Below are 23,554 nucleotides of genomic sequence, written 5' to 3'. Positions count from 1 at the left end.
GGCGTGTCAGACGACATCATCGTTATCTGGCACGCCGCCTTCGCGGGCAAGCCTTGCTCCTACAAAAACATTATGCGGCGGGCTGGTCGAGTTCCAGGCCTACGCCCAATCGGCGGCTCATGCACGGCCAGCGTTTCCACGCTGCGCCGGTGTCCGGGCTGCTGAGTTTTTCGCGGTAGGCTTCTACCGATTCCAGCGCAAAACTTTCGTCGTTGAGCATCTCGTCGATCGCGTGATGCACCGCTTCGTCCAGTTGGTTGGCAAATTCCTCACCGATCAATTGGTGAGCAATCAAGTTGGCGACCGTCATGTCCAAGGGGATCAGTGGCTGGCCGAAATGCTTGATGTACAGGTCGTTGACCTCTTCGACAAAACGGTGCGCCAGATAGGCTTCATCCAGCAGGCTATCCAGGCCAACATGCCCGGCCATGATGGCGGGCGGCTGGAGGAAATACTGCTCGGCGATTTTCAGCACCGGTTTGATCTGCGATTCGATTCCCGCTTCCCTGGCGACTTCATTGGCTGCATCCAGCAGGTCTGGCACTTCATCGATGTAGGCGGCGACAAAACGCGTCAGCACGCCTTGGGCGTCGGCTTCCGGCAGTTGAATGGCCGGGTGTAAATGAGGCAGCTTGCTTTCCAGCTGACGGGTCAGCAGGCCGGTGTCTTTCTCGTGCTGTTGGGCTGTTTGGATCTGCTCGCGCAATGCGGCGGTGTTCATGAAAACTCCAGGGAACAAGGCAATGAATTAGGGAAGACATAAGTTAGCTGGCTTACGAAAATTGCTAAGACGCATTTGTCATAATTATTTCATCCTTGATGCAGCTGCGTTATATCGATTTGCCACCACTCGTCTGCATCCTTCTCCATTCGTGACCTTGAACGCAAGTTCCAGCTGTTTCAGATCATTTACCTCGCCACGTTGCAATTCTCAGCCGCTGACTATACTCGCCAGTGAATGGAGTTAGCTGATGACGCCCGACTGCACCCGCAGCAAGGCCCGGCGATTCAAGTTCGTAGTCTGATGCAGCCGCTCCCTTGCCGCAGGCGAAAGCCGGCGGGATAACAAGAACGATAAGGGGAACCCGCAATGATGCGACATCCACACGTCTGGATGGGCCTCCTGTTGTGGTCGATTTTCAGTCCGGCACACGCCGCATGGACTGTGAATATGGCGCCTGGAGCGACTGAAATCAGTCACGCAGTATTCGACCTGCACATGACCATTTTCTGGATCTGTGTGGTGATCGGGATCATCGTCTTCGGCGCCATGTTCTGGTCGATGATGGTGCACCGCCGTTCTACCGGGCAGGTCGCCGCAAAATTCCACGAAAGCACCACCGTCGAGATTCTCTGGACCGTCGTACCGTTCCTGATTCTGGTAGCGATGGCCGTGCCGGCGACCGCCACCCTGATCAAGATGTACGACACCAGTGAGCCGGATATCGATATCCAGATCACCGGTTATCAGTGGAAGTGGCACTACAAATACCTGGGTCAGGACGTCGAGTTCTTCAGCAACCTGGCCACCCCCGCCGAGCAAATCCACAACAAGGAAGCCAAGGGCGAGCACTACTTGCTCGAGGTCGATAAGCCGTTGGTGCTGCCGACCGGGGCCAAGGTGCGCTTCCTCGTGACCTCCGCCGACGTTATCCACTCGTGGTGGGTGCCGGCCTTCGCGGTCAAACGCGATGCGATTCCGGGGTTCGTCAACGAGGCGTGGACGCGCATCGACAAGCCCGGCATCTACCGTGGCCAGTGCGCCGAACTGTGCGGCAAGGATCACGGCTTCATGCCGATCGTGGTCGAGGTCAAGGAGAAAGCCGACTACGACAAATGGCTCGCCGAGCGCAAAGCCGAAGCCGCGCAGCTTAAAGAGCTGACCAGCAAGGAATGGACCCTCGACGAACTCAAGGAACGCGGCGACAAGATTTATCACACCACTTGCGTGGCCTGTCACCAGGCCGAAGGTCAGGGCCTGCCGCCAATGTTCCCGGCGCTCAAGGGCTCGAAAATCGCCACCGGACCGAAAGAAGGCCACTTGAGCATCGTCTTCCACGGCAAGCCCGGCACCGCCATGGCGGCGTTCGGCAAGCAGCTGTCGGAAGTCGATATCGCAGCGGTCGTGACCTACGAACGTAACGCCTGGGGCAACAACAAGGGCGACATGGTCACGCCAAAAGAAGTGCTGGAGCTGAAACAGGCGGAAAGCAAATGAGCCGGTCTATCGCGTACTTCGTGAACCGGCCGGGGCAGCGCGCCCCGGCCTGCCCCGCCCACTCACGTACAGGAGACCGGCCATGAGCGCAGTCATCGATGACCATGGTCATGCCGACCACGCCCACGGCCCCGCCAAAGGCCTGATGCGCTGGGTGCTGACCACCAACCACAAGGACATCGGCACGCTATACCTGTGGTTTGCGTTCTGCATGTTCCTGCTCGGCGGTACGTTCGCGATGGTGATACGCGCCGAACTGTTCCAGCCGGGGCTGCAAATCGTCGAGCCGGCGTTCTTCAACCAGATGACCACCATGCACGGTCTGGTGATGGTCTTCGGTGCGGTGATGCCGGCCTTCGTCGGCCTCGCCAACTGGATGATCCCGTTGATGATCGGCGCGCCGGACATGGCCCTGCCGCGGATGAACAACTTCAGCTTCTGGCTGTTGCCGGCGGCGTTTCTGATCCTGGTGTCGACCCTGTTCACCCCCGGTGGCGGGCCGAACTTCGGCTGGACGTTCTACGCGCCGCTGTCGACGACGTACGCGCCGGAAAGCGTGACCTTCTTCATCTTCGCCATCCACTTGATGGGCATCAGCTCGATCATGGGCGCGATCAACGTGATCGCGACCATTCTCAACCTGCGCGCCCCCGGCATGACGCTGATGAAAATGCCGCTGTTCGTCTGGACCTGGCTGATCACCGCATTCCTGCTGATCGCGGTGATGCCGGTACTGGCCGGGTGCGTGACGATGATGCTGATGGACATCCACTTCGGCACCAGTTTCTTCAGTGCCGCCGGTGGCGGTGATCCGGTGTTGTTCCAGCATGTGTTCTGGTTCTTCGGGCATCCCGAGGTGTACATCATGATCCTGCCGGCCTTCGGCGCCGTCAGCTCGATCATCCCGACCTTTTCGCGCAAGCCGCTGTTTGGCTACACCTCGATGGTTTATGCGACGGCGAGCATTGCCTTCCTGTCGTTCATTGTCTGGGCGCACCACATGTTCGTGGTCGGCATTCCGTTGGTGGGCGAGTTATTCTTCATGTACGCGACGCTGCTGATCGCGGTGCCGACCGGGGTGAAAGTGTTCAACTGGGCCAGCACCATGTGGCAAGGCTCGCTGACCTTCGAGACGCCGATGCTGTTTGCCGTGGCGTTCGTGATCCTGTTCTCCATCGGCGGTTTCTCCGGGCTGATGCTGGCCATCGCCCCGGCGGACTTCCAGTATCAGGACACCTACTTTGTCGTCGCGCACTTCCACTACGTGCTGGTGCCGGGGGCGATCTTCGGGATCTTCGCGTCGACCTATTACTGGCTGCCGAAATGGACCGGCCACATGTACGACGAAACCCTCGGCAAGCTGCATTTCTGGCTGTCGTTTGTCGGCATGAACCTGACCTTCTTCCCGATGCACTTTGTCGGATTGGCGGGGATGCCACGACGGATTCCGGACTACAACCTGCAATTCGCCGACTTCAACATGGTCTCGTCGATCGGCGCGTTCATGTTCGGCGCGACGCAGATTTTCTTCCTGTTCATCGTGATCAAAACCATACGCGGCGGCCCGCCAGCACCGGCCAAGCCTTGGGATGGCGCGGAAGGTCTGGAGTGGAGCGTGCCGTCACCGGCGCCGTACCACACCTTCACCACACCGCCGGAAGTGAAATGAATATCCAGCCTTTTGTGAAATTGGTGCAGAGGCACAGATCCCCTGTGGATGCTCACAAATCTTCTTTGGATGCACACAAAGCCCCTGTGGATGTTCAAAGATATTTGTTGGATGCAAATAGAGCCCCTGTGGATGCTCACAGATATTCTCTGGATGCACACAGATCCACTGTGGCGAGGGGATTTATCCCCGATGGGCTGCGAAGCAGCCCCAAAACCTGCAACCAAGGTGTATCAGGCACACCCCATGCGCCGGCTTTACGACTGCTGCGCAGCCGGTCGGGGATAAATCCCCTCACCACAAAGGTATTGCCAGGCAACGGTAATCACCGGGGAGGTGGAAGCCATGGCTGATTCGATCTCGATGAAGAAACTCGTCACCCGCCTCCTCGGTGTCGTGGTAGCGATGTTCGTTTTCGGCTTTGCCCTGGTGCCGATCTACGACGTGATGTGCAAAGCCTTCGGCATCAACGGCAAGACCGGTGGGCAGTACGAGGGTGAGCAAGTGGTCGACACTTCGCGCCAGGTGCGCGTGCAGTTTCTGTCGACCAACAACGTCGACATGCCGTGGGATTTTTATCCCAAACATGACGAACTCACCGCCAATCCCGGCGCAGTCAACGAGATGATCTTCATCGCGCGCAATCCCACCGACAAACCGATGAGTGCGCAAGCCGTGCCGAGCATCGCGCCAAGTAACGCGGCGGCGTATTTCCACAAGACCGAATGCTTTTGCTTTACCCAGCAAGTGCTGCAGCCCGGTCAGCAGATCGAGATGCCGGTGCGCTTCATTGTTGACCGCGACATGCCCAAGGATGTGAAGCACCTGACGCTGTCCTACACGCTGTTCGATATCACCGCCCGACATCCGCCAGTGGCTGTAAACACTGGCGGTTGAGCGTGCCCGATAAGGAGAACAATAAATGGCAACTCATGAGCATTATTACGTTCCGCCGCAAAGCAAATGGCCGATCATTGCGACCTTCGGCATGGCGATCACCGTGTACGGCCTGGCCGTCTGGTTCAACGATCTAAAGGCGGCGCGCCCGGAATCCCACGGCCCGTACATCTTTTTCGTCGGTGGCCTGTTGCTGGCGTACATGCTGTTCGGCTGGTTCGGCGCGGTGATCAAGGAAAGCCGCGCGGGACTCTACAGCGCGCAGCTGGATCGCTCGTTTCGCTGGGGCATGAGTTGGTTCATCTTCTCCGAGGTGATGTTCTTCGTCGCCTTCTTCGGTGCGCTGTTTTACGTGCGCCACGTCTCCGGCCCGGCGCTCGGCGGCGAAGGCACCAAAGGCATCGCGCATATGCTCTGGCCGAACTTCCAGTTCACCTGGCCGCTGCTGCACACACCGGATCCGAAACTGTTCCCGCCACCGAAGGACGTCATCAGCCCGTGGGGCCTGCCGCTGATCAACACGATCCTGCTGGTCAGCTCCAGTGTGACCATCACCATCGCCCACCATGCCTTGAAAAAGGGCCATCGCGGCGCGCTGAAAATCTGGCTGGCGATCACCGTGCTGCTCGGTTGCGCGTTTCTCGGTTTCCAGGCTGAGGAATACATTCACGCCTATCACGAACTGGGGCTGACCCTCGGTTCGGGCATTTATGGCGCGACGTTCTTCATGCTCACCGGTTTCCACGGCGCCCACGTGACCATCGGCACGATCATTCTGTTTGTGATGCTGATGCGGATCATGAAGGGCCACTTCGACAACGAGCACCAGTTCGGCTTCGAAGCGGCGAGCTGGTATTGGCACTTCGTCGACGTGGTGTGGATCGGCCTGTTTATCTTCGTTTACGTACTTTAACAACAGCTGCAAGCCACAACAAAAGCTGCAAGCTGCAAGCTTCGAGCTTCAAGGCAAAGCGGTAAGGCTTTTAACTTGTAGCTTGCCGCTTGCCACTTGCAACTAGTGTCTACCACGGTGCATGCGAGACCAATTGGCCGCTGTAAAAGCCCCAGGCGATCAAGCCGACGGTGGCAGCGGCCAATGCCACCCGAACACTCAAGGCGATGACCAGGCGATTGGAACTGCTGTCGTCCTTGACCAGGAAAAACAGGCCGCTGAACAGGCTGATCACCGTGGCAATCAGCATCAGGACGATCGCTGTTTTGAGCATGGGAAGAACTCCGGGGGACAGGCGATGCAATTGAGTATAGCGAGCGCAACGACTGACTTTGTGGCGCGGCCATGAAGCGCTTTCGTCCGGGCGTGATTCCGACCGTGGTGGTGGCGTTATTGCTGCCGCTATTGGTGTCTTTGGGCTTTTGGCAACTGAGCCGGGGCGCCGAGAAAACCGCCCTGCTCGCCAGTTACGCCGAACGTCGCGCGGCCGAGCCGATGGCCAGCACCGAGTTGCCACACACATCCGATCCGGCCTATCGCCGCGTGCATCTGCACGGCCAGTTCGATGCCGCGCACAGCTTGCTGCTGGATAACCGCCAGCGTAACGGCAAGGTCGGCGTCGAGTTGCTGCAACCGTTTCAGGATCAACGCAGCGGTTTGTGGCTGCTGGTCAATCGCGGCTGGTTGCCGTGGCCGGATCGCCGTGTACCGCCGCAATTCACCACGCCCACTGAGGCGTTGAATATCGATGCCTGGGTCTACGTCGCCCCCGGCGCAACTTTTCAGTTGCACGCTGATCCAGTCAGCAGCACCTGGCCACAAACCATCACCGCCGTCGAACCCGCCAAGCTGTGGCAAACCCTCGACCGCGACGGCTTCGCCTACGAATTACGCGCCGAACCCGGCCCGGCCAGCTACGAGGCCGATTGGCCGGTGGTTGCGATGGGCCCGGAAAAACACCTCGGTTACGCCGTGCAGTGGTTCGCCATGGCCACCGCCCTGCTCGGCCTCTACGTCTATTTGGGCTTGCACAACGCAAAGGAGAAACACCATGGGAACGGCCATGAATCCACCCAGCATGTCTGAGGCGAAACCTGCCGCCAGCCGCCGTCGCGGGCGCGTTCAGCTGCTGCTGATCTTGCTCGGCGTGATCGGCCCGATGGTGCTCGCCACCGGCATGTACAAGTTGCAGTTCTGGGTCCCGGACGGACGCAGCTATCACGGTGAACTGATCGGCAACGGCCAGACCCGCGCCGACCTCGGCGTGCAAGCCGATGAGGAGCGCTGGCAGATCCTGGTCACCGCACCGAAGGATTGCGCAGTGGACTGCCAGCAATTGGTGTATCTGGCGCGGCAGATTCAGATCGGCCTCGGTCGCGATGCCGGCCGCGCCAGCCATGCCCTCGCCGTTGCGCAACCGGTCAGCACTGATTACGACGCCAAGCTCAACCGCGAATATCCACAGCTGCAACGCTATCCGCTGGACGCCGCTGTGTTCAGTAAAACCACGGGCGACAAAGCCACGCCGCAACTGTGGATCATCGACCCGCACGGCAATCTCGTGCTGCGTTACGAGCCGAATGTGAAAGGCAAGGATCTGCTCAACGACCTGCGTCACCTGCTGAAACTGTCGAACATCGGATAAGGGCATCGTCATGGCCAAACCTGGATTTCGCCTCGCGCTGTTTGCCACCCTGCTGGCCCTGATTGTGGTGCTGCTCGGCGCGTATACGCGCCTGACCCACGCCGGCCTCGGCTGTCCGGACTGGCCGGGCTGCTACGGGTTTATCAGCGTGCCGAAAAGCGAAGCGCAACTGGCCCATGCCGAACTGCATTACCCCGATTCGCCGGTGGAGGCGCACAAGGGCTGGAACGAGATGATCCACCGCTACTTCGCCGGCACCCTCGGCCTGCTCATTTCGATTCTGGCCGGGCGCGCGTGGGTTAACCGTCGCCATCCGGGGCAGCCATTGAAGCTGCCACTGTTTCTGCTGGCGGTGGTGTTTGCGCAAGCGGCGTTTGGCATGTGGACGGTGACGCTCAAGCTCTGGCCGCAAGTGGTAACCGGGCATTTGCTTGGCGGTTTTGCGACGTTGAGTCTGCTGTTTTTGCTGACCTTGAGATTGTCCGGCGTGTTGCCGGCGCTGACCGTGCCCAAGCGTTTGCAGTATTGGGCGACGGCGGGATTGTTGTTGGTGATTGGCCAGATCGCGCTGGGTGGCTGGGTCAGCTCCAACTACGCGGCGGTGGCGTGTATCGACTTCCCAACCTGCCACGGGCAGTGGTTGCCACCGGCGGATTTCGCCAACGGCTTTCACCTGACTCAACACATCGGCCCGAATTATCTCGGCGGGCAACTCGACAGCGATGCGCGCACGGCGATTCACCTGACTCACCGTATCGGCGCGTTGCTGGTGACGTTGGTGCTGCTCGGTCTCGCCTGGCAACTAAAAGTGGTTGGCATGACGCGGTTGGCCGGTCTGGTTCTCGTCGCCCTCGCGGCGCAGATCACCCTCGGCATCAGCAACGTGTTGTTCCATCTGCCGCTGCCGGTAGCTGTCGCGCATAACGCCGGCGGAGCCGCGTTGTTGCTGACCATGGTGCTGGTCAATTACCACGCGCGCACCAGTCTGGTTCGAGTCAAACAACCGGTGCTCGCGCGCTGGCGCCTGAGCCCGCGTAAACACTCGGCCGCGCCCATCACTATTAAAGGAGAAACGCCGTGGCGATTCTGATTGGCGAACGTCCGCATCAGGCAATCTGGCGTGATTATCTGGAACTGACCAAACCGAAAGTCGTGGTGCTGATGCTGATCACCTCGCTGGTCGGCATGTTCCTCGCGACCCGCGCCGGGGTGCCATGGACGGTGCTGGTGTTCGGCAATCTGGGGATTGCGCTGTGTGCCGGTGGCGCGGCAGCGGTCAATCATGTGGTTGATCGGCGCATTGATGCGGTGATGGCGCGTACGCATAAACGGCCGTTGGCCGAGGGCCGGGTTTCGCCCGCAGCGGCGCTGACCTTTGCGTTGGTTCTGGCGCTGCTCGGTCAGGCGTTGTTGCTGACCTTCACCAATCCGCTGACGGCGTGGCTAACGCTCGCTTCGCTTCTCGGTTACGCGGTGATCTACACCGGTTTCCTCAAACGTGCGACGCCGCAGAACATCGTCATCGGTGGCCTCGCCGGCGCCGCTCCGCCTCTGCTCGGCTGGACTGCCGCCACCGGCCACGTCAGCGCCGAACCGTTGTTGCTGGTGCTGATCATCTTCGCCTGGACGCCGCCGCACTTCTGGGCGCTGGCGATCCATCGCAAAGAGGAATACGCCAAGGCCGACATCCCGATGCTGCCGGTCACCCACGGCGAGCACTACACCAAAGTGCACATTCTGCTGTACACCTTCGCGCTGCTGGCGGTGAGTCTGCTGCCTTACGTGATCCACATGAGCGGCGTGCTCTACCTGATTTGCGCGCTCGCTCTGGGCGCAAGGTTTCTGCAATGGGCCGTGGTGCTGTACCGTGGCACTCGGCCGCACGCGGCGATCAACACCTTCAAGTACTCTATTTGGTACTTGTTTCTGCTGTTCATCGCCCTGCTCGTAGACCACTACTTACTGTTGAACCTATGACTCGAACCCAGAAAACCGTCTTCATCCTCGTCGCCGTGATCGCGCTGATCCTCGGCCTGACCGTCAACAAAGTGCTGAGCGGCAAGGGCCAGGGCGACCCGACTGCGCTGATCGATGCCGGCATTATTCTGCTGCCGCAGAGCAGGAATCTACCGGACGTAACGATGACCGATCAGGACGGCAAACCGGTGGCGATCAATGAGTTGAAAGGTAAGTGGAGTCTGTTGTTCTTCGGCTACACCTTCTGCCCGGACATCTGCCCGACCACCCTCGCACAGCTGCGCCAGATCAAGAGTGAACTGCCGAAAGACGCCGTGGATAAGTTGCAGATCGTGCTGGTCAGCGTTGACCCGAACCGCGATAACCCGAAGCAGTTGAAGCAATATCTGGGCTACTTTGATCCGCAGTTTGTCGGCCTGACGCCGACTTCGATTGAAGAGCTGCAGAAGGTGGCGAATGCGGTGAGTATTCCGTTTATTCCGGCGGATACCAGTAAGCCGAATTACACGGTGGATCACAGCGGTAACCTCGCGGTGATTGGCCCGGATGGCACCCAGCGTGGGTTTATTCGTGCGCCATTGAACAACGCCAAACTGGTTGCGCAACTCCCGGTCATGCTAAACCGCAAATAAGTCACCAATGGACGCACCGAGAACCCTTTGTGGCGAGGGGATTTATCCCCGATGGACGGCGCAGCCGTCCCAATACCCCTGAATGCAGCAAACCAGTTAGCGCGCAAATGCTGCATTTGGGGCTGCTGCGCAGCCCATCGGGGATAAATCCCCTCACCACAAATTTAGTGCTACCGGAGCGGTATTTCAGACACAAAAAAGGGACGCCAGTGGCGTCCCTTTTTTCGTTGCAGCAATCTAAATCAGAACGCCGGCAGCACCGCGCCTTTGTACTTCTCGGTGATGAATTGCTTCACTTCCGGGCTGTGCAGCGCAGCAGCGAGTTTCTTCATCGCCTCACTGTCCTTGTTGTCCGGGCGGGACACAAGGATGTTCACGTACGGCGAGTCATTACCTTCAATCACCAGCGCATCCTTGGACGGATCGAGCTTGGCTTCCAGCGCGTAGTTGGTATTGATCAGCGCCAGGTCAACCTGAGTCAGCACGCGCGGGATGGTCGCGGCTTCCAGTTCACGGATTTTCAGGTCTTTCGGGTTGGTCGCGATGTCTTTGACGGTCGACAGGATGTTGGTCGGATCCTTCAACGTGATCACGCCAGCCTTGGCCAGCAGCAACAGCGCACGGCCGCCGTTGGTGGCGTCGTTCGGGATCACCACGTTGGCGCCGCTTGGCAGGTCTTTCAGATCTTTGATCTTGCTCGAGTAAGCACCCAGCGGCTCCAGGTGCACACCGGTCACGGCGACCAGATTAGTGCCTTTGGCCTTGTTGAACTCATCGAGGTACGGCTGGTGCTGGAAGAAGTTGGCGTCCAGACGCTTTTCGGCGACCTGTACGTTCGGCTGAATGTAGTCGGTGAAGACCTTGACCTTCAGATCCACGCCTTCTTTGGCCAGGGCTGGCTTCACGAACTCGAGGATTTCTGCGTGCGGCACCGGGGTGGCGGCAACGGTCAGGGTTTCGGCGTGGGCCGAGAATGCTGCAACGGCAGCGAAAGCAGCGATCAGTTTTTTCATTCAGCTAACTCCTTATGAGGCGCCCGTCTGGCGCCTGCCAGCGAATGGCCGGCTCATCTGTTCAATACAAAAACCGCTTATTTGCGCGAGAAATGCACGACCAAACGGTCGCCCACCATCTGCAGCACTTGCACCAGAATCAGCAGCAACACCACGGTGACGATCATCACGTCAGTCTGGAAACGCTGGTAGCCGAAACGGATCGCCAGGTCACCCAGACCACCGGCGCCGACCACACCGGCCATTGCCGTGTAGGAAACCAGTGTAATCGCCGTCACCGTAATCGCTGCATAGATGCCCGGACGGGCTTCTGGCAGCAATGCGTTGAGAATGATCTGCCGCGTGGTCGCGCCCATGGCCTGGGTCGCTTCGATGATGCCGCGATCGACTTCACGCAGCGCGGTTTCCACCAGACGCGCGAAGAACGGCGTGGCACCCACCACCAGCGGCGGAATCGCACCGGCCACGCCCAGCGACGTGCCAGTGATCAGCACGGTGAGCGGGATCATCACGATCAACAGAATAATGAACGGCAGCGAACGCAGGATGTTCACCGCCAACGACATGATCGCGTAGAGAACGCGGTTTTCCAGCAACTGGCGCGGGCTGCAGAGAAACAGCAGCACGCCCAGCGGCAGGCCGAGCAACACGGTGAACAGCAGCGAGCCGCCGAGCATCATCATGGTGTCGTTGGTCGCCAGGCCGATTTCCAGCCAGTCGATGTTCTGGAAGAACAGCTTGATGGCTTCTATCGCGGCGTCGTAGTTCTTGATTGCAGCGTCGAACATTTCCATTAACGCAGCACCTCCATGTGGACATCAGCGGCGGTGAAGCGGGCGAAGGCCGCTTCCATGTCGCCACCGGTGACGGCCAGGGTCAATTGCCCGTAGGGGATGTCTTTGATGCGGTCGATACGACCGGCGAGGATGCTGTAGTCGACCCCGGTTTCCCGGGCGACGGTACCGAGCAACGGTGCGTAGGTCGCTTCGCCCTGGAAGGTCAGACGGACGATACGGCCCGGCACGTGCGCGAAATCATCACGCTGCTCGCCTTCATCGACCTGCTCGTCTTCCTGAACAAAACGCTTGGTGGTCGGGTGCTGCGGATGCAGGAACACATCGGCCACCGAACCTTGCTCGACGATCACGCCAGCGTCCATCACCGCTACTTGATCGCAAACACGACGGATCACGTCCATCTCGTGGGTGATCAGGACGATGGTCAGTTTCAGCTCGCGGTTGATCTCGGCCAGCAATTGCAGCACCGAAGCGGTGGTCTGCGGGTCGAGGGCACTGGTGGCTTCGTCGCACAGCAGAATCTTCGGCTTGGTCGCCAGAGCGCGGGCGATGCCGACGCGCTGCTTCTGGCCGCCGGACAATTGCGCCGGGTACTTCTTGGCGTGGTCAGACAAACCAACGCGCGCCAGCAGTTCAGCCACACGCTGATTGATCTCGCTGGTCGACAACTCACCGGCCAGGGTCAGCGGCAACGCAACGTTGTCGGCGACGGTCTTCGAGGCCAACAGGTTGAAGTGCTGGAAGATCATCCCGACTTGCTGACGGAAACGGCGCAGGCCTTTGGCGTCGAGCGCGGTGACTTCTTCACCGTCGACGAAGATCTTGCCGCCGCTGGAATCTTCCAGGCGATTGATCAGACGCAGCAGAGTACTTTTTCCCGCACCGGAATGGCCGATCAGGCCGTAGACCTGACCGTTCTCAATCGAGAGACTGGTCGGGTGCAGCGCGGGAATATCCTTACCGGCGACGCGGTAAGTCTTGTGGACGTTTTGAAACTCGATCACGTAGCGAACCTTGTGGGGCGCGTTAGAAAAGGATCAGCGGTTAGCCGGGCGCGCATTTTAGCCTGTCCGTATAGAGGTTCTTAGCATTTATTTCGCAATTAACCTTCGATTTGGCAATAACAAGATCAAAGGTCATAAAAAAGGAACGCTCCGAGCGCCTCATCAGTCACTAAGTAAGCGACTTGAAAACCCTGGGTGCCGTGCCCGGGAACCACTCAAGAGTCCCCGGCAAACACGGGGTCAACCGAGGAGTTTACGACTGATGAGCAAGAAGCCTACGTCCGACAAAAGCCAGATGGCCGGAACCGATGCCCCGGATCGAGCCAACACCAACGCCAAACTCGACAGCCTGGAGAAATTTCGCTCCGACGCCACTGGCCAAGCCCTGCGCACCAATCAGGGCGTCAAGATTGCTGACAACCAGAACACCCTGAAGGCCGGCCCGCGCGGGCCATCGCTGCTTGAAGACTTCATCATGCGTGAAAAAATCACGCACTTTGACCATGAACGCATCCCGGAGCGCATCGTCCACGCGCGCGGCACTGGCGCCCATGGTTTCTTTCAGGCTTACGAGAACCATTCGACACTGACCAAGGCCGGTTTCCTACAGGATCCGGGGAAAAAGACGCCGGTGTTTGTGCGCTTTTCCACGGTGCAGGGCCCGCGTGGCTCCGGCGACACCGTACGCGACGTGCGCGGTTTCGCGGTGAAGTTCTTCACCGATGAAGGCAACTTCGACCTGGTCGGCAACAACATGCCGGTCTTCTTCATTCAGGACGCGATCAAGTTTCCCGACTTCGTCCACGCAGTGAAACCCGAGCCGCACAATGAAATCCCTACCGGTGGCTCTGCCCACGACACCTTCTGGGATTTCGTCTCGCTGGTGCCGGAATCGGCGCACATGGTTATCTGGGCGATGTCCGACCGGGCGATCCCGAAAAGCCTGCGCAGCATGCAAGGCTTCGGCGTGCACACCTTCCGGCTGATCAACGCCGAAGGCAAATCGCGCTTCGTCAAATTCCACTGGCGCCCGACTGCCGGCACTTGCTCGCTGGTCTGGGACGAGGCGCAGAAGCTCGCCGGTAAAGACACCGACTACCATCGCCGCGACCTCTGGGAAGCGATCGAGATGGGCGACTACCCTGAATGGGAGCTTGGTGTGCAGATCATCGAGGAGGAAAACGAGCACGACTTCGATTTCGACATCCTCGACCCGACCAAGCTGATCCCCGAAGAAATCGTGCCGATCACGCCGCTGGGCAAAATGACCTTGAACCGTAACCCGGACAACTTCTTCGCCGAGACCGAGCAGGTTGCGTTCTGCCCTGGCCACATCGTGCCGGGCATCGACTTCTCCAATGACCCGCTGCTGCAAGGTCGGTTGTTTTCCTACACCGATACGCAAATCAGCCGACTCGGTGGGCCGAACTTTCATGAGCTGCCGATCAACCGCCCGGTCGCGCCCTTCCACAATGGCCAGCGCGATGCGCAGCACCGTACGGTGATCGACAAGGGTCGTGCCTCTTACGAGCCGAACTCGATTGATGGCGGCTGGCCGAAAGAAACCCCGCCTGCCGCGCAGAACGGTGGTTTTGAAAGTTATCCAGAGCGTATCGACGCGAACAAGATCCGCCAGCGCAGCGAGTCGTTCAGCGATCACTTCTCTCAGGCAACGTTGTTCTTCAACAGCATGAGCGACCACGAGAAAGAGCACATCATCGCGGCCTATAGCTTCGAGCTGGGCAAGGTTGAACGCGAGTTCATCCGCGCGCGCGAGGTGAACGAGATTCTGGCCAACATTGATCTGGAACTGGCCAAACGCGTCGCGGCCAACCTGGGTCTGCCTGCGCCTACCAAAGGCACGGTGGATGCGCGCAAGGTGTCGTTCGATCACTCGCCAGCGCTGAGCCAGGCGAATCTGCTGCCAGAGAACATTAAAACCCGCAAAGTGGCGATTCTTGCTGCCAACGGCGTCGATGGTGCGGCGATTGATGCGATGAAGAAGGCATTGGCGGCGGAAGGTGCGCACGCCAAATTGCTCGGCCCGACTTCGGCGCCGGTGAAAACTGCGGACGGAAAAATGTTGCCTGTGGATGCTTCGATGGAAGGCATGCCGTCGGTGATTTTCGATGCGGTGTTTGTGCCGGGCGGCGCGGCGTCGGTCAAAGCGTTGAGCGGTGACGGCGTGGCGTTGCACTACGTGCTGGAGGCTTACAAGCATTTGAAGGCGATTGCATTGCAGGGTGATGCCAAGCAATTGCAGGATCTGCTGAAACTGGAAGCGGATGCCGGGTTGTTGCAAGGCAAGGATGTACCGGGGCTGACCAAGCCGTTCTTTGCTGCGATTGGGCAGCATCGGGTTTGGGCTCGTGAGCCTAAGGCCAAGGCCATTCCAGCTTAAGATCTTCGTTGGTTGAAAGGACGCTTTCGCGAGCAAGCTCGCTCCCACAAGGGTTCTCCTATAAACACAAATTTTGTGTTCACTGGAGATCCCTGTGGGAGCGAGCTTGCTCGCGAAGCTTTTTAAGGTTTACGCGGACTAAGAACCATCTGCGCCGGCACGGTGCGCACGATCTGCTTCTCGATCTTCAGATCAAAATCCGGGTTGAGCTTCTTGACCCGCTTGGTCAGCAACGTCGACAACCAAGGATAGTCATTCGTCCGTGGTGCCTGAATCGTCACCCCACACTCATAATTCACCACATCGGCGGCGATCGCATCCAGTTGGCGGCGAAGTTTGTGGCTATCGGTGATGTTCAGCGCAACCGTGGTGCTCTCGGCGGTCGGATCGATCACCTTGGCTTTCGGCTTGGCCTCAGCGGCCAGCAGCGCTGCTTCAGCCTTCTCCAGCTCAGCCTTGCGCGCTTCAGTAATCGCGCCGTTGACGCCACCGGTCAGCGCCGGCGCTTTCGGCATCAGCACGCGGGCACGGCTCAGCGCCGTAGCGGCGGCATTCACATCACCCTTCTGCAACACAATCTGGCTGCGACGCAGATACGCTTCGGCCAATTGCCGCTGGTATTGCTCAAGGGATTGATCGTTTGGGGTTTCTTTCTGCAAAGCGGCCAATTGGTCTTCAGCGGTGGCCAGTTCGCTGCTGGCCAGGCTTTGCTCCAGCTGTGCGATGGCCGTAGCCCGCGCATCGGGGGCTTCAACCACCGGTGGAGTACTTTGGCAGGCGCCCAGCAGCACTGAAAATGCGACAAGGAGCAGATAACGGGAGGCGAACGGCTTCATTCCTGCGACTCTCTATTTGCGCAAAAAGCGGCCAAGTCTACACCCCACGACGGGGCAGAACAAAACTCAGCAGAAACAGTGCGGCCGCCGTCACAACGATTGACGGGCCTGCCGGGGTGTCCTTGAACCATGACAAAGCAAGGCCGCCACACACCGCGACCATACCCAGCAGGCTCGCTCCGACCGCCATTTGCTCCGGCGATCGGGCGTGACGCTGTGCCGCAGCCGCCGGAATGATCAGCAGTGAAGTAATCAGCAACACACCGACGATTTTCATCGCCACCGCGATCACCACCGCAATCAACAACATCAGCGCCATGCGCAGACCTGCAACCGGCAGGCCTTCGACCTTGGCCAGCTCTTCATGCACGGTGATCGCCAGCAATGGCCGCCACAATGTCACCAGCAACACCAGCACCGCCGCGCTGCCGCCGAGGATCCACGCCAGATCAATCGGGCTGATCGCCAGCAGGTCGCCGAACAGATAAGCCATCAGGTCGATCCGCACTTCATGCATGAAGCTTAGTACCACCAGGCCGAGAGAGAGCGTGCTGGGTGCGAGAATTCCCAAAAGCGTGTCAGACGCCAGCGGTTGGCGCTGTTGCAAAGTCACCAAAAGCACCGCCAGCAGCAGGCAGCCTACGGTGACCGCGACCGTCGGGCTGACATCCAGCAAAAAGCCCAGCGCCACACCGAGCAACGCGGCATGGGACAGGGTGTCGCCGAAATAGGCCATGCGCCGCCAGACCACGAACGAACCCAGCGGACCTGCAACGATCGCCAGCGCCAGACCTGCAAGCAGGGCATACAACAGAAAATCAGCCATGCTTGCAGTTGTCTCCATGAACGTGAGGTTGGCCAATCACCGGCCCTTTGACCACCGAACCGTGCAGGTCGTGAGCGTGGTCGTGATGGTGGTGATAGACCGCCAGGCTCTGCGCGTTCTTGCCGAACAGCTCGACAAACGCCGGATCGCCGCTGACCTGCTCGGGATGCCCGGAGCAGCAGACGTGACGGTTGAGGCAGACCACCTGGTCGGTGGTGCTCATCACCAGATGCAAATCGTGGGACACCATCAACACGCCGCAACCATGGCGATCGCGCAGACGGGTAATCAGGCTGTACAACTCGGCTTGCCCAGCGACGTCGACGCCTTGCACCGGCTCGTCGAGCACCAGCAATTCCGGCTCGCGCAGCAATGCCCGCGCCAGCAATACGCGCTGCATTTCACCGCCGGAAACACTTTGCACCGGGCTGTCGATGACGTGCTCGGCGCCGACTTCTTTCAACGCGGCCAGCGCACGCGGACGGTCAACGCCCGGCACCAGCCGTAGAAAGCGCAGCACCGACAGCGGCAAGGTCGGATCGACGTGGAGTTTTTGCGGCATATAGCCGACGCGCAGCTTCGGCTTGCGCCAGACGCTGCCGCTGTTCGGCTTCAACAGCCCGAGCACGGCGCGCACCAGCGTGGTCTTGCCGGCGCCGTTGGGGCCGATCAGTGTAACGATCTGCCCCGGCTCGACGCTCAGCTCGATGTTGTCCAGCACAGTCTGCCCGGCAAACGTGACGGCGACCTGTTCCAGACGGATCAGCGCATTGCTCATCAAGCCCCCTGGCAACCGGAGCACAGACCGACGACTTCGACGGTCTGCGCTTCGACGATGAAACCAACGTCTTTGGCGCTGTTGATGATCGCGTCGCTGATCACTTTTTGCTCAAGTTCGATGGCGGCGTGGCATTCGCGGCAAATCAAGAACTGGCCCTGATGCGCGTGCTCCGGATGGACGCAGCCTACGAAGGCGTTCAGCGAAGAGATGCGGTGCACCAGGCCGTTTTCCAGGAGGAAATCCAGCGCGCGATACACGGTTGGCGGCGCGGCGCGACGGCCGTCCTGCTCGCTGAGCACGGCGAGAATGTCGTAGGCGCCCAGCGGCTTGTGGCTTTGCCACACCAATTCCAGCACCCGGCGGCGCAACGCGGTCAGGCGCAAGCCTTTCTGGGCGCACAAGGTATCGGCCTCGGACAAAGCGCTGTGCACGCAATGTGAGTGGTCGTGGGGACGGCTGGCAATCGGTGTAATAGGCATGGGCGGCGACGAGTTTTGATAGAGACGTTATTATGTTACCCGTTCTCGCCTCCTTGAGTGGTCATCGTGTCCCGACTTTTTTCTGTTTTTGTGGCTTTTGTCGCCAGTTTTCTGCTGATCGGTTCGGCTCAGGCCGAGGTCAAAGTCCTCACCAGCATCAAGCCGTTGCAGCTGATTGCAGCGGCCGTGCAGGACGGTGTGGCGATTCCCGAAGTGCTGCTGCCGCCGGGTGCCTCGCCGCACAATTACGCGCTGCGGCCATCCGACGTACGGAAGGTGCAATCGGTCGATCTGCTCTACTGGATCGGCCCGGACATGGAAGGATTCCTGCCGCGCGTGCTGAACGGTCGTACGCTGCCGAGCGTGGCGGTGCAGGATCTGCCGGGGATGAAGCTGCGGCGTTTTGCTGAAGACAGCCACTCCCACGCCGAAGAGGCCGACGAGCATGATCACGATCATCGCCCGGGCACACTGGATGCGCATTTGTGGCTGTCGCCGGTGAATGCGCGAGTGATCGCCGACAAGATGGCCGCAGACCTCAGCGCTGCCGACCCGGCGAATGCCGAGCGCTATCAGAGCAATGCCAAGGCGTTTGATGAGCGTCTGGATGCACTGGATCAGCGTTTGAAGCAGCGTCTGGCCAGCGTTGAAGGCAAGCCGTACTTCGTCTTTCACGAAGCGTTTGATTACTTTGAAGAGGCTTACGGCCTGAAACACACCGGGGTGTTCAGCGTGGCCGCCGAAGTGCAACCGGGCGCGCAGCATGTCGCGGCGATGCGCAAGCGTTTGCAGGAAGTCGGCAAAACCTGTGTGTTCAGCGAGCCGCCGTTGCGTCCGCGTCTGGCGGAGACGCTGGTGGCGGGTTTGCCGGTGAAACTGGCTGAGCTGGATGCGTTGGGCGGGTACACCCCGGCGACGGCTGAGGGGTATGAGCAGGTGTTGGAAAAGTTGGGTAATGATTTGGCCGGGTGCCTGGAATCTCTGTAAACCCATAGAAAAAGATCGCAGCCTTCGGCAGCTCCTACAGGTGATTCCATGTAGGAGCTGCCGAAGGCTGCGATCTTTTGATCTTAAAGCGCGAAAGGCAAAGGTGTATGAACCTGCTGCCGCTGCGCCAAGCGCTGCTCAAATTCCCGCGGATCGTGAATCAACACATCCTGCCCGGCAAACTGCTCAGCCGCGATCAACCGCGACAGCCAGAACCGCACACACGCCACGCGCAGCATCGTTGGCCACAACTCAGCCTCCGCCGCCGTGAACGGCCGTAGCGCCGCATAAGCGCCAAGAAACGCGCGGGCACGCGGGCCATCGATCAAACCTTCTTCGTCCGAACACCAGTCGTTCAAGGCAATCGCCACGTCGTACAGCATCGGCCCTGAGCAGGCGTTGTAGAAGTCGATCAGCCCGGTCAGGTGCGTGCCTTCGAACATCGCGTTATCGCGAAACAAATCCGCATGAATGTTCGCCCGAGGCAACGCGAGAATCTTCTCTTTGCGCTCGCTGATTTCATCCAGCGCCTTTTGCAGCAAGGCCCGTGGCTCATCGCTCAGGTGCGAGAGAAACGCGTTGCCCTCTTCCAGCATCCAGTCGAGGCCACGATCGGTCTTGCGCTTGATCATGCGCTCGCCCTGCGTCGCCAGGTGCAGATGCGCCTGCAATTCGCCGACCTGCACGCAATGCTGGGCATTGGCGACTTTGATGTGTTTGCCCGACAGGCGCGGTTGCAGCAGCGCCGGTTTGCCTTTCAGCTCACGTAACGCCACGCCGTCTGTGGTGCGAAGTGCGTACGGCACCGGCAGATCAGCTTCGTGGAGCACGTCGAGCAGGTCGATGAAGAACGGCATCTCCTGCACCGGGCCGCGCTCGACCAGGGTCAGGACAAATTCGCCCTGCTCCAGGCTGATAAAGAAATTGGTGTTTTCGCTGCCGGCGGCGATCCCCTGGAAATCAAGCAGACGGCCTAGCCCGTAAGGGGCGAGAAAGGTTTCCAGCTCGGGCCGAGCCAGGGGCGTGAACACAGACATGTTTTAACTGCCAGTACGGGCGCCGCCAATTGCGGCGCCGGGTGAATTAAAAACTTACTTCCATTCGAAAATCTTCCATGACGGAATCAGCATATCCGGCTGATCCGAGCGGATGAAGTTGGCATCCGTCCCGTCGGCACGCACCAGAAAGTACGGCGGAAAGCCTTTCTGGGTCACTTTGATCGCATAGAGGAAACCGTTCTGGCGGTACTCCTGAATGGTCTTGTCGCCTTCCGTGCGGATGGTAACTTCCGGCTCCCCTGTCGGTGCATCATCCGCCGCTATCGCGGCCAACGGTGAGGCAGCAATCAGACCGACCAGCAGCAAGCGATTTAACGTACGCATGATAACCTTGTCCCTTTGTCGTCAACGGTCCCGCTATTCTAGCGCCGGACCCGCCGAAAAGGTTGATCCTGCTCATGAGCCAAGCCCCCCTCGTCCTGGTGGACGGTTCGTCTTACCTGTACCGCGCCTTTCACGCGCTGCCACCACTGACCACTTCCAAAGGCCTGCCGACCGGTGCGGTCAAAGGCGTGCTGAACATGCTCAAGAGTCTGCGCAAGCAGTACCCGGATAGCCCGTTCGCCGTGGTGTTCGACGCCAAGGGTGGGACATTTCGCGATGAGATGTACGCCGAATACAAAGCCAATCGCCCAAGCATGCCCGACGACATGCGCGTGCAGATCGAGCCGCTGCACCAGAGCGTGATCGCCCTCGGTTTCCCGCTGCTGTGCGTGGAAGGCGTCGAGGCTGATGACGTGATCGGCACCCTCGCCCGCAGCAGCGCGGCGGCGGATCGTCCGGTGATCATCTCCACTGGCGACAAGGACATGGCGCAACTGGTCGATGGCCACATTACCTTGGTCAACACCATGTCCGGTAGCTCGATGGACGTGGAAGGCGTGAAGGAGAAATTCGGCGTCGCACCGGAGCAGATCATCGATTATCTGGCGCTGATGGGCGATTCGTCCGACAACATTCCAGGCGTTCCGGGCATCGGCCCGAAGACCGCTTCCGGCTTGCTGGTCGGCGTCAACGGTGGCCTCACCGAGTTGTACGCCAATCTCGACATCGTCCCGACCCTGCCGATTCGCGGCGCGAAAACCCTGCCGGCCAAGCTCGAAGAGCACAAGGAGATGGCATTCCTCTCCTATCAACTGGCGACGATCAAGATCGATGTGCCGCTGGACGTCGAACTCGACGATCTGCAAATGGGCGCAGAAGACCCGGCCAAGCTCTACGAGCTGTACTCGCTGCTGGAATTCAAAAGCTGGATCAATGATCTGGATCGCGACGCCAAACGTCTGGAATTGAGCGCGGCCAGCGAGCCTGCGTCGGCTGGCGATCTGTTCAGCGCGCCAGACATCGAAACTCCTGCTGCTCCGACCGAAGCGGCGTACGAAACCATCCTCGATCAGGCACGTTTCGACGTCTGGCTGGAAAAACTCAACAACGCCAAGCTGTTCGCCTTCGACACCGAAACCACCGGCATCGATGCGCAGCAGGCGCAATTGGTCGGCCTGTCGTTCGCCGTGCAGGCCAACGAGGCCGCGTACATTCCGCTGACCCACTCCTACATCGGCGTGCCAGAGCAGCTGGATCGCGACACCGTGCTGCGTGCACTCAAGCCGATTCTGGAAGATCCGAGCAAGCTCAAGGTCGGCCAGCACGCCAAGTTCGACATGAATATCCTGGCCAACTGCGCCATCGGTGGTGATCAGAGCCAAGGCATCACCGTGCGCGGCATCGCCTTCGACACGATGCTTGAGTCCTACGTGCTCAACTCCACCGCGACGCGCCACGACATGGACAGCCTCGCGCAGAAGTATCTGGATCACACCACCGTGAGCTTCCAGGACATCGCCGGCAAAGGCGCCAAGCAGCTGACTTTCGACCAGATCGCGCTGGAACAGGCCGGCCCGTACGCCGCCGAAGACGCCGACATCACCCTGCGTCTGCACCAGACTCTGTTCGAAAAACTCAGCGCGATCCCGAGTCTGGCCAGCGTGCTGACCGACATCGAAATCCCGTTGGTGCCGGTGCTGGCGCGCATCGAACGCCAGGGCGCGTTCGTTGACGCGGAGCTGCTCGGCATCCAAAGCATCGAGTTGGGCAACAAAATGGTCGCGCTGGAGCGCGAAGCGTTCGAGATCGCCGGGGAAGAATTCAACCTCGGCTCGCCAAAGCAGTTGGGCGTGATTCTCTACGAGAAACTCGGTCTGCCAGTGCTGAAGAAGACCGCCAAGGGCCAGCCGTCCACCGCTGAAGAAGTGTTGGCGAAACTCGCCGAAGACGATCACCGCTTGCCGAAGGTGCTGATGGAGCACCGCTCGATGAGCAAGCTGAAAAGCACTTACACCGATCGCCTGCCGGAGCAGATCAACCCGCGTACCGGGCGTATCCACACTTCGTATCATCAGGCGGTAGCGTCGACCGGTCGCTTGTCCTCCAGCGATCCCAACCTGCAGAACATTCCGGTGCGCACCGCTGAAGGTCGTCGTATCCGTCAGGCGTTCGTCGCGCCGAAAGGCTACAAACTGCTGGCGGCGGACTATTCGCAGATCGAGCTGCGGATCATGGCGCACCTGTCCAAGGACGAAGGCCTGATGAACGCCTTCCGCAACAATCTTGACGTGCACACCGCGACCGCTGCCGAAGTGTTCAAGGTCGAACTGCACGAAGTCAGCTCCGATCAGCGCCGTGGCGCCAAGGCGATCAACTTCGGCCTGATCTACGGCATGGGCGCGCAGAAGCTCGGCAAGGACATCGGCGTCGACACCAAGACTGCCAAGGCTTACATCGACACCTACTTCGCCCGCTATCCGGGGGTTCGCGAGTACATGGATCGCACCCGCGCGCAGGCGGCGGATCAGGGTTATGTCGAGACGTTCTTTGGCCGTCGTCTGTATTTGCCGGAGATCAACTCGAACAAGCCGCAGGAACGCGCTGCCGCCGAACGCACGGCGATCAACGCGCCGATGCAGGGCACCGCTGCCGATATCATCAAGAAAGCCATGGTGGCTGTTGATGAATGGCTGGCGACGTCCGGGCTGGACGCTCGCGTCATCCTGCAGGTACACGATGAATTGGTGCTGGAGGTTCGCGAGGATCTGGTCGAGCAGGTCAGCGCCGAAATCCGCGTGCACATGAGCGAAGCGGCGAAACTGGATGTACCGCTGCTGGTCGAAGTGGGTGTGGGCAACAATTGGGATGAGGCTCACTGAGCCAGTTGATGTCGGTCGCCGCGACATAGCGTCGCGGCAAACCCGATAAATCCTGCTTATTTCGAAAAGCGCTTGGGGTTATTCCAAAGCTTTTCGAAAATAATCTGAACTAATCTGGAAGATCACTACTCAGAGTTACTGAATGGCTGGTGAAGCCCTTCAATGCTCCTATGTTGTGT

The 23,554-nt window shown here is 59.7% G+C and carries 23 protein-coding genes; 12 read left to right on the top strand and 11 right to left on the bottom strand.

Annotated elements, in window-relative coordinates; all coding sequences use genetic code 11:
• Positions 1-70: 70 nt before the first annotated feature.
• On the bottom strand, positions 71-721 hold the full coding sequence (locus AD669_RS27795; protein WP_053125446.1) for a hypothetical protein: 651 nt from the start codon (positions 719-721) through the stop codon (positions 71-73).
• Between the two features lie 369 nt (positions 722-1,090).
• On the opposite strand from AD669_RS27795, the gene coxB reads away from it, so the two are divergent.
• The 4 genes from coxB to AD669_RS27775 all read left to right on the top strand — a co-directional run bounded on the left by coxB (position 1,091) and on the right by AD669_RS27775 (position 5,697).
• Complete coding sequence (coxB, locus tag AD669_RS27790) at positions 1,091-2,218, top strand: cytochrome c oxidase subunit II (protein ID WP_053125439.1); 1,128 nt, start codon at positions 1,091-1,093, stop codon at positions 2,216-2,218.
• A gap of 82 nt (positions 2,219-2,300) precedes the next feature.
• Positions 2,301-3,887: a cytochrome c oxidase subunit I gene (ctaD, locus tag AD669_RS27785; protein ID WP_016986466.1), complete on the top strand. Its 1,587-nt coding sequence runs from the start codon at positions 2,301-2,303 to the stop codon at positions 3,885-3,887.
• A gap of 345 nt (positions 3,888-4,232) precedes the next feature.
• A complete protein-coding gene (locus AD669_RS27780; RefSeq protein WP_053125438.1) occupies positions 4,233-4,784 on the top strand; it encodes a cytochrome c oxidase assembly protein in 552 nt (183 codons plus the stop codon).
• A gap of 25 nt (positions 4,785-4,809) precedes the next feature.
• Positions 4,810-5,697: a cytochrome c oxidase subunit 3 gene (locus AD669_RS27775; RefSeq protein ID WP_053125435.1), complete on the top strand. Its 888-nt coding sequence runs from the start codon at positions 4,810-4,812 to the stop codon at positions 5,695-5,697.
• Positions 5,698-5,806: 109 nt separating this feature from the next.
• Here AD669_RS27775 and AD669_RS27770 read toward each other — a convergent pair whose 3' ends face one another.
• Positions 5,807-6,010 (bottom strand): twin transmembrane helix small protein, encoded by a 204-nt coding sequence (locus tag AD669_RS27770; RefSeq protein ID WP_007911731.1) that lies wholly within the window; start codon positions 6,008-6,010, stop codon positions 5,807-5,809.
• A 71-nt stretch (positions 6,011-6,081) separates the two neighbouring features.
• Between AD669_RS27770 and AD669_RS27765 the strand changes: the two genes are divergently transcribed.
• From AD669_RS27765 to AD669_RS27745, 5 genes are read left to right on the top strand one after another with little or no spacing between them, the layout of a single operon-like run.
• Positions 6,082-6,822, top strand: coding sequence for an SURF1 family protein (locus tag AD669_RS27765; RefSeq protein WP_053125433.1), 741 nt, complete (start codon positions 6,082-6,084; stop codon positions 6,820-6,822).
• Entirely contained in the window at positions 6,788-7,381 is a 594-nt protein-coding gene (locus AD669_RS27760; RefSeq protein WP_053125430.1) for a hypothetical protein, read from the top strand. Before AD669_RS27765 ends, AD669_RS27760 begins: the two co-directional genes overlap by 35 nt.
• 10 nt (positions 7,382-7,391) lie before the next feature.
• Positions 7,392-8,471, top strand: a complete 1,080-nt coding sequence (locus tag AD669_RS27755) for a heme A synthase (RefSeq protein WP_053125428.1) — start codon at positions 7,392-7,394, stop codon at positions 8,469-8,471.
• Complete coding sequence (gene cyoE / locus AD669_RS27750) at positions 8,459-9,358, top strand: heme o synthase (RefSeq protein ID WP_038365028.1); 900 nt, start codon at positions 8,459-8,461, stop codon at positions 9,356-9,358. Before AD669_RS27755 ends, cyoE begins: the two co-directional genes overlap by 13 nt.
• Positions 9,355-9,990 carry an SCO family protein gene (locus tag AD669_RS27745; RefSeq protein WP_007911741.1) on the top strand — a complete coding sequence of 212 codons (636 nt, stop codon included), beginning with the start codon at positions 9,355-9,357 and terminating at the stop codon, positions 9,988-9,990. Before cyoE ends, AD669_RS27745 begins: the two co-directional genes overlap by 4 nt.
• Before the next feature lie 242 nt (positions 9,991-10,232).
• On the opposite strand, the gene AD669_RS27740 is transcribed toward AD669_RS27745, so the two are convergent.
• The 3 genes from AD669_RS27740 to AD669_RS27730 form a co-directional block, all read right to left on the bottom strand.
• Complete coding sequence (locus tag AD669_RS27740) at positions 10,233-11,003, bottom strand: MetQ/NlpA family ABC transporter substrate-binding protein (protein ID WP_053125426.1); 771 nt, start codon at positions 11,001-11,003, stop codon at positions 10,233-10,235.
• Positions 11,004-11,080: 77 nt separating this feature from the next.
• Positions 11,081-11,791, bottom strand: coding sequence for a methionine ABC transporter permease (locus tag AD669_RS27735; RefSeq protein WP_172680176.1), 711 nt, complete (start codon positions 11,789-11,791; stop codon positions 11,081-11,083).
• A gap of 5 nt (positions 11,792-11,796) precedes the next feature.
• Positions 11,797-12,804: a methionine ABC transporter ATP-binding protein gene (locus tag AD669_RS27730; protein ID WP_007911748.1), complete on the bottom strand. Its 1,008-nt coding sequence runs from the start codon at positions 12,802-12,804 to the stop codon at positions 11,797-11,799.
• Between the two features lie 259 nt (positions 12,805-13,063).
• On the opposite strand from AD669_RS27730, the gene katE reads away from it, so the two are divergent.
• Positions 13,064-15,205, top strand: a complete 2,142-nt coding sequence (katE, locus tag AD669_RS27725) for a catalase HPII (protein WP_053125424.1) — start codon at positions 13,064-13,066, stop codon at positions 15,203-15,205.
• A 122-nt stretch (positions 15,206-15,327) separates the two neighbouring features.
• On the opposite strand, the gene AD669_RS27720 is transcribed toward katE, so the two are convergent.
• Genes AD669_RS27720 through AD669_RS27705 form a run of 4 tightly spaced genes read right to left on the bottom strand, consistent with a single transcriptional unit; the run spans position 15,328 to position 18,127 of the window.
• Entirely contained in the window at positions 15,328-16,041 is a 714-nt protein-coding gene (locus tag AD669_RS27720; RefSeq protein ID WP_053125422.1) for a PA5502 family lipoprotein, read from the bottom strand.
• A 37-nt stretch (positions 16,042-16,078) separates the two neighbouring features.
• On the bottom strand, positions 16,079-16,867 hold the full coding sequence (znuB, locus tag AD669_RS27715) for a zinc ABC transporter permease subunit ZnuB (protein ID WP_053125417.1): 789 nt from the start codon (positions 16,865-16,867) through the stop codon (positions 16,079-16,081).
• Positions 16,860-17,645 (bottom strand): zinc ABC transporter ATP-binding protein ZnuC, encoded by a 786-nt coding sequence (znuC, locus tag AD669_RS27710; RefSeq protein ID WP_053125416.1) that lies wholly within the window; start codon positions 17,643-17,645, stop codon positions 16,860-16,862. Before znuC ends, znuB begins: the two co-directional genes overlap by 8 nt.
• Positions 17,645-18,127: a Fur family transcriptional regulator gene (locus tag AD669_RS27705; RefSeq protein WP_053125415.1), complete on the bottom strand. Its 483-nt coding sequence runs from the start codon at positions 18,125-18,127 to the stop codon at positions 17,645-17,647. Before AD669_RS27705 ends, znuC begins: the two co-directional genes overlap by 1 nt.
• Positions 18,128-18,193: 66 nt before the next feature.
• Here AD669_RS27705 and AD669_RS27700 point away from each other — a divergent pair, with 66 nt between their 5' ends.
• Complete coding sequence (locus tag AD669_RS27700) at positions 18,194-19,114, top strand: zinc ABC transporter substrate-binding protein ZnuA (protein ID WP_082341510.1); 921 nt, start codon at positions 18,194-18,196, stop codon at positions 19,112-19,114.
• Positions 19,115-19,197: 83 nt separating this feature from the next.
• Here AD669_RS27700 and AD669_RS27695 read toward each other — a convergent pair whose 3' ends face one another.
• Positions 19,198-20,151 carry a homoserine kinase gene (locus AD669_RS27695; protein WP_053125411.1) on the bottom strand — a complete coding sequence of 318 codons (954 nt, stop codon included), beginning with the start codon at positions 20,149-20,151 and terminating at the stop codon, positions 19,198-19,200.
• Positions 20,152-20,205: 54 nt separating this feature from the next.
• Positions 20,206-20,496, bottom strand: a complete 291-nt coding sequence (locus AD669_RS27690; RefSeq protein WP_053125408.1) for a DUF2782 domain-containing protein — start codon at positions 20,494-20,496, stop codon at positions 20,206-20,208.
• 74 nt (positions 20,497-20,570) lie between these two features.
• Here AD669_RS27690 and polA point away from each other — a divergent pair, with 74 nt between their 5' ends.
• Positions 20,571-23,375 (top strand): DNA polymerase I, encoded by a 2,805-nt coding sequence (polA, locus tag AD669_RS27685; RefSeq protein ID WP_053125407.1) that lies wholly within the window; start codon positions 20,571-20,573, stop codon positions 23,373-23,375.
• The last annotated feature ends 179 nt before the right edge of the window (positions 23,376-23,554 follow it).

The sequence above is a fragment of the Pseudomonas sp. P1.31 genome, from assembly GCF_001269815.1.
GTDB classification, from domain to species: domain Bacteria; phylum Pseudomonadota; class Gammaproteobacteria; order Pseudomonadales; family Pseudomonadaceae; genus Aquipseudomonas; species Aquipseudomonas rustica.
Note: the sequence above shows the minus strand (reverse complement) of the source record. Positions and strands in the feature narration are given on the sequence as shown.

Coding starts and splice junctions, on each gene's coding strand:
- AD669_RS27775 (WP_053125435.1), top strand. CDS start 4,810: ATGGCAACTCATGAGCATTATTACGTTCCGCCGCAAAGCAAATGGCCG.
- AD669_RS27760 (WP_053125430.1), top strand. CDS start 6,788: ATGGGAACGGCCATGAATCCACCCAGCATGTCTGAGGCGAAACCTGCC.
- AD669_RS27765 (WP_053125433.1), top strand. CDS start 6,082: ATGAAGCGCTTTCGTCCGGGCGTGATTCCGACCGTGGTGGTGGCGTTA.
- znuB (WP_053125417.1), bottom strand. CDS start 16,867: ATGGCTGATTTTCTGTTGTATGCCCTGCTTGCAGGTCTGGCGCTGGCG.
- polA (WP_053125407.1), top strand. CDS start 20,571: ATGAGCCAAGCCCCCCTCGTCCTGGTGGACGGTTCGTCTTACCTGTAC.
- AD669_RS27690 (WP_053125408.1), bottom strand. CDS start 20,496: ATGCGTACGTTAAATCGCTTGCTGCTGGTCGGTCTGATTGCTGCCTCA.
- AD669_RS27780 (WP_053125438.1), top strand. CDS start 4,233: ATGGCTGATTCGATCTCGATGAAGAAACTCGTCACCCGCCTCCTCGGT.
- AD669_RS27735 (WP_172680176.1), bottom strand. CDS start 11,791: ATGTTCGACGCTGCAATCAAGAACTACGACGCCGCGATAGAAGCCATC.
- znuC (WP_053125416.1), bottom strand. CDS start 17,645: ATGAGCAATGCGCTGATCCGTCTGGAACAGGTCGCCGTCACGTTTGCC.
- AD669_RS27745 (WP_007911741.1), top strand. CDS start 9,355: ATGACTCGAACCCAGAAAACCGTCTTCATCCTCGTCGCCGTGATCGCG.
- AD669_RS27795 (WP_053125446.1), bottom strand. CDS start 721: ATGAACACCGCCGCATTGCGCGAGCAGATCCAAACAGCCCAACAGCAC.
- AD669_RS27705 (WP_053125415.1), bottom strand. CDS start 18,127: ATGCCTATTACACCGATTGCCAGCCGTCCCCACGACCACTCACATTGC.
- AD669_RS27770 (WP_007911731.1), bottom strand. CDS start 6,010: ATGCTCAAAACAGCGATCGTCCTGATGCTGATTGCCACGGTGATCAGC.
- ctaD (WP_016986466.1), top strand. CDS start 2,301: ATGAGCGCAGTCATCGATGACCATGGTCATGCCGACCACGCCCACGGC.
- AD669_RS27720 (WP_053125422.1), bottom strand. CDS start 16,041: ATGAAGCCGTTCGCCTCCCGTTATCTGCTCCTTGTCGCATTTTCAGTG.
- AD669_RS27695 (WP_053125411.1), bottom strand. CDS start 20,151: ATGTCTGTGTTCACGCCCCTGGCTCGGCCCGAGCTGGAAACCTTTCTC.
- coxB (WP_053125439.1), top strand. CDS start 1,091: ATGATGCGACATCCACACGTCTGGATGGGCCTCCTGTTGTGGTCGATT.
- AD669_RS27740 (WP_053125426.1), bottom strand. CDS start 11,003: ATGAAAAAACTGATCGCTGCTTTCGCTGCCGTTGCAGCATTCTCGGCC.
- AD669_RS27755 (WP_053125428.1), top strand. CDS start 7,392: ATGGCCAAACCTGGATTTCGCCTCGCGCTGTTTGCCACCCTGCTGGCC.